The organism is Macellibacteroides sp., assembly GCF_050251695.1.
GTDB lineage: Bacteria > Bacteroidota > Bacteroidia > Bacteroidales > Tannerellaceae > Macellibacteroides > Macellibacteroides fermentans.
In genome coordinates this window covers 21,397-27,396 of the sequence record NZ_JBFWMI010000020.1, presented here as the reverse complement: position 1 = coordinate 27,396, position 6,000 = coordinate 21,397, and the positions used below count along the sequence as shown (strand labels likewise).

General features: G+C 39.1%; 8 protein-coding genes. 4 read left to right on the top strand and 4 right to left on the bottom strand.

The annotated features are described in order from the left end of the window. From AB7E53_RS04930 to AB7E53_RS04920, 3 genes are all read right to left on the bottom strand, one after another. A partial coding sequence (locus AB7E53_RS04930) for a lycopene cyclase family protein (protein ID WP_446774502.1) occupies positions 1 to 281 on the bottom strand: 281 nt, incomplete at its 3' end. Positions 282 to 786: 505 nt separating this feature from the next. Further along, a complete protein-coding gene (locus AB7E53_RS04925) occupies positions 787 to 1,659 on the bottom strand; it encodes a hypothetical protein (protein WP_446774501.1) in 873 nt (290 codons plus the stop codon). 184 nt (positions 1,660 to 1,843) lie between these two features. Then, on the bottom strand, positions 1,844 to 2,179 hold the full coding sequence (locus AB7E53_RS04920; protein WP_079684519.1) for a winged helix-turn-helix transcriptional regulator: 336 nt from the start codon (positions 2,177 to 2,179) through the stop codon (positions 1,844 to 1,846). A 265-nt stretch (positions 2,180 to 2,444) separates the two neighbouring features. Here AB7E53_RS04920 and AB7E53_RS04915 point away from each other — a divergent pair, with 265 nt between their 5' ends. Both AB7E53_RS04915 and AB7E53_RS04910 read left to right on the top strand, forming a co-directional pair. After that, positions 2,445 to 3,293, top strand: coding sequence for a hypothetical protein (locus AB7E53_RS04915; RefSeq protein ID WP_446774499.1), 849 nt, complete (start codon positions 2,445 to 2,447; stop codon positions 3,291 to 3,293). Between the two features lie 12 nt (positions 3,294 to 3,305). Beyond that, on the top strand, positions 3,306 to 4,055 hold the full coding sequence (locus AB7E53_RS04910; protein WP_446774497.1) for a hypothetical protein: 750 nt from the start codon (positions 3,306 to 3,308) through the stop codon (positions 4,053 to 4,055). 255 nt (positions 4,056 to 4,310) lie between these two features. On the opposite strand, the gene AB7E53_RS04905 is transcribed toward AB7E53_RS04910, so the two are convergent. Then, entirely contained in the window at positions 4,311 to 4,451 is a 141-nt protein-coding gene (locus AB7E53_RS04905; protein ID WP_176134089.1) for a hypothetical protein, read from the bottom strand. Positions 4,452 to 4,722: 271 nt separating this feature from the next. Between AB7E53_RS04905 and AB7E53_RS04900 the strand changes: the two genes are divergently transcribed. Both AB7E53_RS04900 and AB7E53_RS04895 read left to right on the top strand, forming a co-directional pair. Further along, a complete protein-coding gene (locus AB7E53_RS04900; RefSeq protein WP_068178820.1) occupies positions 4,723 to 4,941 on the top strand; it encodes a DUF4248 domain-containing protein in 219 nt (72 codons plus the stop codon). Positions 4,942 to 5,128: 187 nt separating this feature from the next. Then, positions 5,129 to 5,677 (top strand): hypothetical protein, encoded by a 549-nt coding sequence (locus tag AB7E53_RS04895; RefSeq protein WP_446774496.1) that lies wholly within the window; start codon positions 5,129 to 5,131, stop codon positions 5,675 to 5,677. Positions 5,678 to 6,000: the final 323 nt, after the last annotated feature.

The window sequence follows — 6,000 nt, the reverse complement described above, 5'->3', positions numbered from 1 at the left end:
AGTGTAAAACCAGGCTGATAATATTGTAGTTCGCTAGGATCGATCAAGGTTACATCCGGCTCATCCAGCCAGTTCATCAAACGTGCAGCCATACTTAATCCGGCTGCTCCCCCTCCGATAATCACTATTTTACCTTTTGCGTTGCTCGAAAATGCTTTTATTTGCGAGGTACCTGCCACAGTAAGCATGCCGGTCATCCCCATCAGCTTCAGAAAATGGCGTCTGTCCATCCCCGCTTTTTCAAGCAGTTCAAGCCTCTCTTTTAGTTCGTTGTTATTCATAAATAGATATTTATAGAGATTGTTTTACAATGTTTCCTTGCAAGAAAGGCGTAAAGGTAAAACATAACCTACTGCAAAACTAATTGTTTTTTTTAATGATGTATAACCAAAAGTTATAATATTATATAACGTTACAAAAAAAGCCCACCTTAAAAAAGGCAGGCTTTAAAAAATCAATTTTTATGATATCCAAAAAAATTAAACCCGATTCTCACGAACAGGATTTAGTGAACACTATTTAGTATACCGCAAAGGTAAAGCGGATTATTTTTATTACAACCCCTTTTTATATGTTTTATAACATATTCTTGTAAAATCTATCTATTTAAAAGGACTCTCGCACTAAATGGTTACACTTCTTTAACACTAAAAGTTAAAAGTTCAAGTAAAAAAATAACTAATACAATTGCGCATATTTAGCAATGGTTCATTACAAAACAAGCTATCTGCCGATGCACCAATATCTTATATTCAAATCTAAAGAGAATGCTGACTAAAAAACCCGTCAGATCCCTTCGCCTATAATGTAACCCAGTTGTTGATCGTGATTTTTATCCTGCAAATGATACGAATTACCATCGGGCGACTCAATGTAATACACGTGGGTATAGGTAAATTCGGGATGAGTTTTATGCAGGTAAGCAATCACATTTTCCGGAACAACCGCATCCTTACCCAGCTCGTACCGGGTTTCGTACCAGAATCCATTATCAGATTCCTTCTCTCCTCTAAAAGTTACAAACTTCACCTTACCCTCATGCAGGATAAAGTATTCATTGTAGCCCCCGTTATTTACATACCCCCTTATTTCGGCACCGCTGTACTTCCGTGCAATGTAATTAAAATGATCCTGGGGCAACCTTACAAACCAACTCGGATCATTCAGTTGCCAGGTAAAGGTCTTTATAAACAGTCCGTCTTCACTAATAAATACGTAATGTTCCACATTGGGCGTCTTTTTGATGGCATATTTAAAGTGTAGCGTGTAAAGGGGCTGTTTAATACCCCTCCGTTCGGCTTTGTAAATATCCAGCACAGTGGCATTTGCATAGGGAGAATTCCTGAAAGAGTCTTGCACCTTAAGCGGAAGCTGTTTCAGGTCGTCAACCTTGGTATAGGTAAACTTCCACACATTCTTATCGTACCAAACAGTAGCTTTATTCTGCTGGTCATTTACAAACTCAATTTCATTAAGACTATCCGAATAGGCATGAAAAGAGGTGATCGTTGCCAAAGGATACTTTGCATTAAAATCTCGTTTTACAGCAACCGGAATCTCGGCCGTAAGCTTCTCCATCTCATTTTCCTTCTCACAAGCCGTAAAACTTACAAACAGCACAGCCAACAAGGAATAAAACAAACAATTTCTAAACTTCATAGGTCATATACATTTAAGGGAATCGCTAATAAAGCAGGTTCGCATACCACAAAAATAACGAGTAATTATATTCGAGCGTTATAAATTAACCAAATTTATAATATTTTTCTACAATTTATTAGGCGTACAAGTCTTCTTAAGTAGTTAAATTAAGCCGGCACAGACTTTTAACGATAAAGGACTCCTACTTTACCACTTCTTCAAAATTAGTCTGCGCCCAGTCAATCATCTGTTCGATGGTCGGAATCAGACTCTTTCCTGTTTTTGTAAGCGAATATTCCACACGCGGGGGAATCTCGGCATACGCTTCACGCTTCACAAGGTGATCCTCCTCCAGATGCTTTAAGGTATTGGTAAGCATCTTATGCGAAATATCCGGAATTGACAGCATCAATTCCTTGTAGCGCATTTTCTCGTTCAATCCCAGATTCCATAAAACGATTAAAGACCATTTGTCGCTTATTCGTGCCAGCACATTCCTTATCGGACATGTTGGATACCGTAAATCTACTTCTCTCATATTTTTATGAATTTGCAACAAAAATATCTATTATATCCAAAAGAGAGTAACAAACCAAACAAATTATTATACTCCTTCAGATAATTTCATAAAAAAACTTAAATCTAATTTCACAACACATTGATAATCAACAATACTAACCCTATAGGTGAGTTAGAAACCCGTTTGCATACAGCAATCGGATAAAGTAAGTTTGAATCGGATTAAAACAAATTAAAAACTCTATGAGAACGGAACTACATTGTGTAACAATAAATAACAGGTCATGAAAAAATTAGGTTCAATTGCATTAGTCCTCTGTGCAACACTTACGGCAAGCGCACAAGGCAAGTTTGAAGTAAAAGAGTTCGGTAGTTTCAAACTCCACTCCTACATCACAGCCGACCCCTTGGGCGATATGAGTTACATCATCGAAGGCAATAAGTCTGTAGTTGTATTAGAGCCCGCAGCATTCCACGACAACATCAAAGAACTGGGCGAATACCTGGGCAAACTCAATAAACCTGTCGAGAAAGTAATAGCCAACTATCATGCAGCAGGATTCAGCGCATTCGACAACTCCAAATTCGTTATGATTGAAGGAATGCCCCAATTTGTAAAAGGAGACGTTTACAGCGGCATGATGGCTAATTTTGCCACAACCTTCGGCAACAAGATGGACATAAGTCAATTTACCCCTTCGGTCACCGTAGGCAAAGATGCAAAAGAAAACTGGGCGGGTGTCGAATTCAAATTCTCACCGGGGGCATCGTCAGACTTCCCCGCTGCCAGCATCCTTATCGGGGGGAAAGTATATTATACCCATTTCACCCCGGTGGCCAATATGCACATGAGTGCACTCCAGATTACCAGTCTTGAAGCCGTAGACGCTCAATTGGCGGGATTGGAACATGCCAAAGCAAGCGGAGCCACCACTTTCATCGGCGGGCATGGCGGTGCTACAGCTTCGGCAGAGGCTGTAAACTTCCAGATAGAATACCTGAAGAAAGTAAAGGAAACCAGGTTGCAGATACAAACCAGCGACGAGTTTGTACTTGCAATGCAGATGACCTATCCAGACATAGCCGGCGAAGAAAATCTTACTGCCGTTGCTACTAATTTATACAAAAAATAAAAAATCTAGAAGATGAAGAAAATACTATTTATCATACTGATGGCAACATGCACAATCAGTATCAGCGCACAGAAAAAGAATGTAATTATCGACGTTTCTCACGATGTGGATACAATCTACACCTACGTTAATCCCAATATATTTAATTTGTATAAGGATATTGTAGAGAAGCAGATGGGCGCCAACCTGATTATCAATAAAGACAAAGAACTAAACGAAGCATTGTTAAGCGAGGCAGACCTGCTTGTAATTCTTTCGCCACTAAACAGAGAGAGGGTGACAACCAAAAGAGATCTTACCTCAGTAGAAAGGAAAGACATTGTAAACTATGTACAGAACGGAGGAAGGTTGATCCTTTTCATGGACGAAGAGCACCGGGTCGATATGAAAGCCTTTGGGGGTAACGACATTGTTGTGCCTTTCGGGATGGAATTCGGAATGGACCTGCCACCTAAACCCAATGCAGGGGCAACAACTGTCAAATCTGAAGTAATTCAAAACGAGTACGAATTATCATACAGCGGAAGCCGGTCTATAACAGGCGGAACACCCATCAGCCGGATGAACAGCGACGCAGCTCCGGTTCACGGCGCCTATGTAAAGCTGGATAGCAACGGGAAAATAGCCGCTTTTGGCGAAACGATGACAGGTCTGATGATGGGTGGCGTAGAAGCAACCTTCCCCAACGGCATGAAGGTTGTCTGGAAAGGAAAAGACGACGCCACTTTTATGAAGGAACTAATGGAGTGGATGCTTAAATAACTTAGGATAACAAGAAAGTCCGACTCTCACGGGCCGGACTTTCCTTATTACAATTAATTAATCTTGAAACAATTAATAATAAAAACGTTTAATAACCTTGGTGCAAAGATAATGATTACCCACCCATTCGCAACTAATTATACAATGTTGCATAGCAGTCCTGCTAATTAGGATAATCCATTTATTAAACTATCTGCGCGAACATTATAATGTGTGCAAATATATCCCGACCAATTTACAGCTTAACTCAGCAACTTATACAGGTAGCTTGTACCGGCTACCCGGAAGTACAAAACCTCCAGGAGGGGCCTTGGTCTGACCGTAAAATAGTTTACTGTCTGCCGCCGCATTCTTTCTCATATCCTTCCGTCGTACAACGGTAAATTGTAAAGCCATCGTTTAATCGTTTTTAATTGTTTGTAAATAAATGCTTTGCTGATCAACAGTACAAATATACCACCCCCCGAAATCTCAAATCCACTTGTGTCCACCTATGTCCACCTATGTCCACTTAAGTACAGATAAGTACAGATATGTCCGCTTATCATATGCTTTACAGCATACCTAATTATAGATATTTACGTCCCTAAAAGTTGCAAATACCAACTTATAAATGTATCTTTGATAAAAGATATAAAATATTATTAATCTTATTTTTTAACCTTAAATGAAAGTGTTCACTATTAAAAGTTATGGTTTCGGGGAACTATCTTCCCTGTTTTCGCCCGATATAAACATGGCCTCGGCCTCCAAACAACTTAAACGCTGGATTACCGGCAATCCCAAACTCCTCCACCTCCTCCAACAGGAAGGATGGGAAAAAGGACACAAACGGTTAACCCCCAAAATGGTGCAACACATCGTTTCCGTACTGGGAGAACCCTGAAAAAACCAAGGCTTCCACTCTGTCCTAAATAAGCTTATTTGAACTTCAAGATAAGCTTATTTCAACACTCAAATAAACTTATCTGAGTCTTAAAATCAATTGATTTCAAGGCAGGGAAACCTTGTGCTTTTTTTTGAAAATAAACTTATAAAATATGCTTTTACAAACTTATTATCTAGATCAAATCATGAACGAATTAAAGAAGAAAAGGTCTCGATTTAAAGAGTTGATCGAGACCTATTGCGGAACCAATCCTTACAACTTCGACCTGTTTTTAGCCAATGTAAGGAAGGATGAATATGCGCTCTCTATCATCCTCGAAATAATGGGATACATAAACGATCCCGCCTATTTTAACAACAAGGAGCAGATGGTTTTTAAAAACAAATTCAAAAACTATTTCCTGCCCAGGTTGCATACCATGCACAAGGAGTGGGACAAGAATTACCATTACGAGAATTTTATGCTCGAACTGAATGAGCATAGTTGCCGCAAAAATCGTGATGAGAAAAACAGGTTGCTGGCCAGAGAGTGTTTTTTTATTATTTACGGGCTTAGCATGGCACGAATCATAAAATTCACTTCCAAAAGGCATATTCTGAAGTGTATCTGCAAGCTGCTAAATAAAAATTTTAATCTGCAAATTATACAAAATGAGTATATTTTCATTGACAAACACACCGTAATAAATGCGTATCAGTCTGTAATAAAGAAGATTAGAGAACACAACCAATGATTTAAAGGTTAATAAAACCGTCAAAAAAGTATAACTTGACCTTCCAAAAACATGTCGTATCATTGCAGTCGAAAGCAATTTCAAACATTGCACGAAACAAATCTCCTCCGCTTGCGGAAGCGATTTAACAAAAGCCCGGCCGGAGGGCAAAACAAATCCGGAAAGACAATAGCGATTGTCTGAAGCATTTATCAGTAATGGAAAGTCTTTGAATTCCGGTTTTTTTTAAAACTATCTTGAATATGCATTATATATTTAAGAAGCTTAGGACATAGGATAGGACATTTCGAAGTCAAACCCCCCATCAATACAGGGAAGTAGAC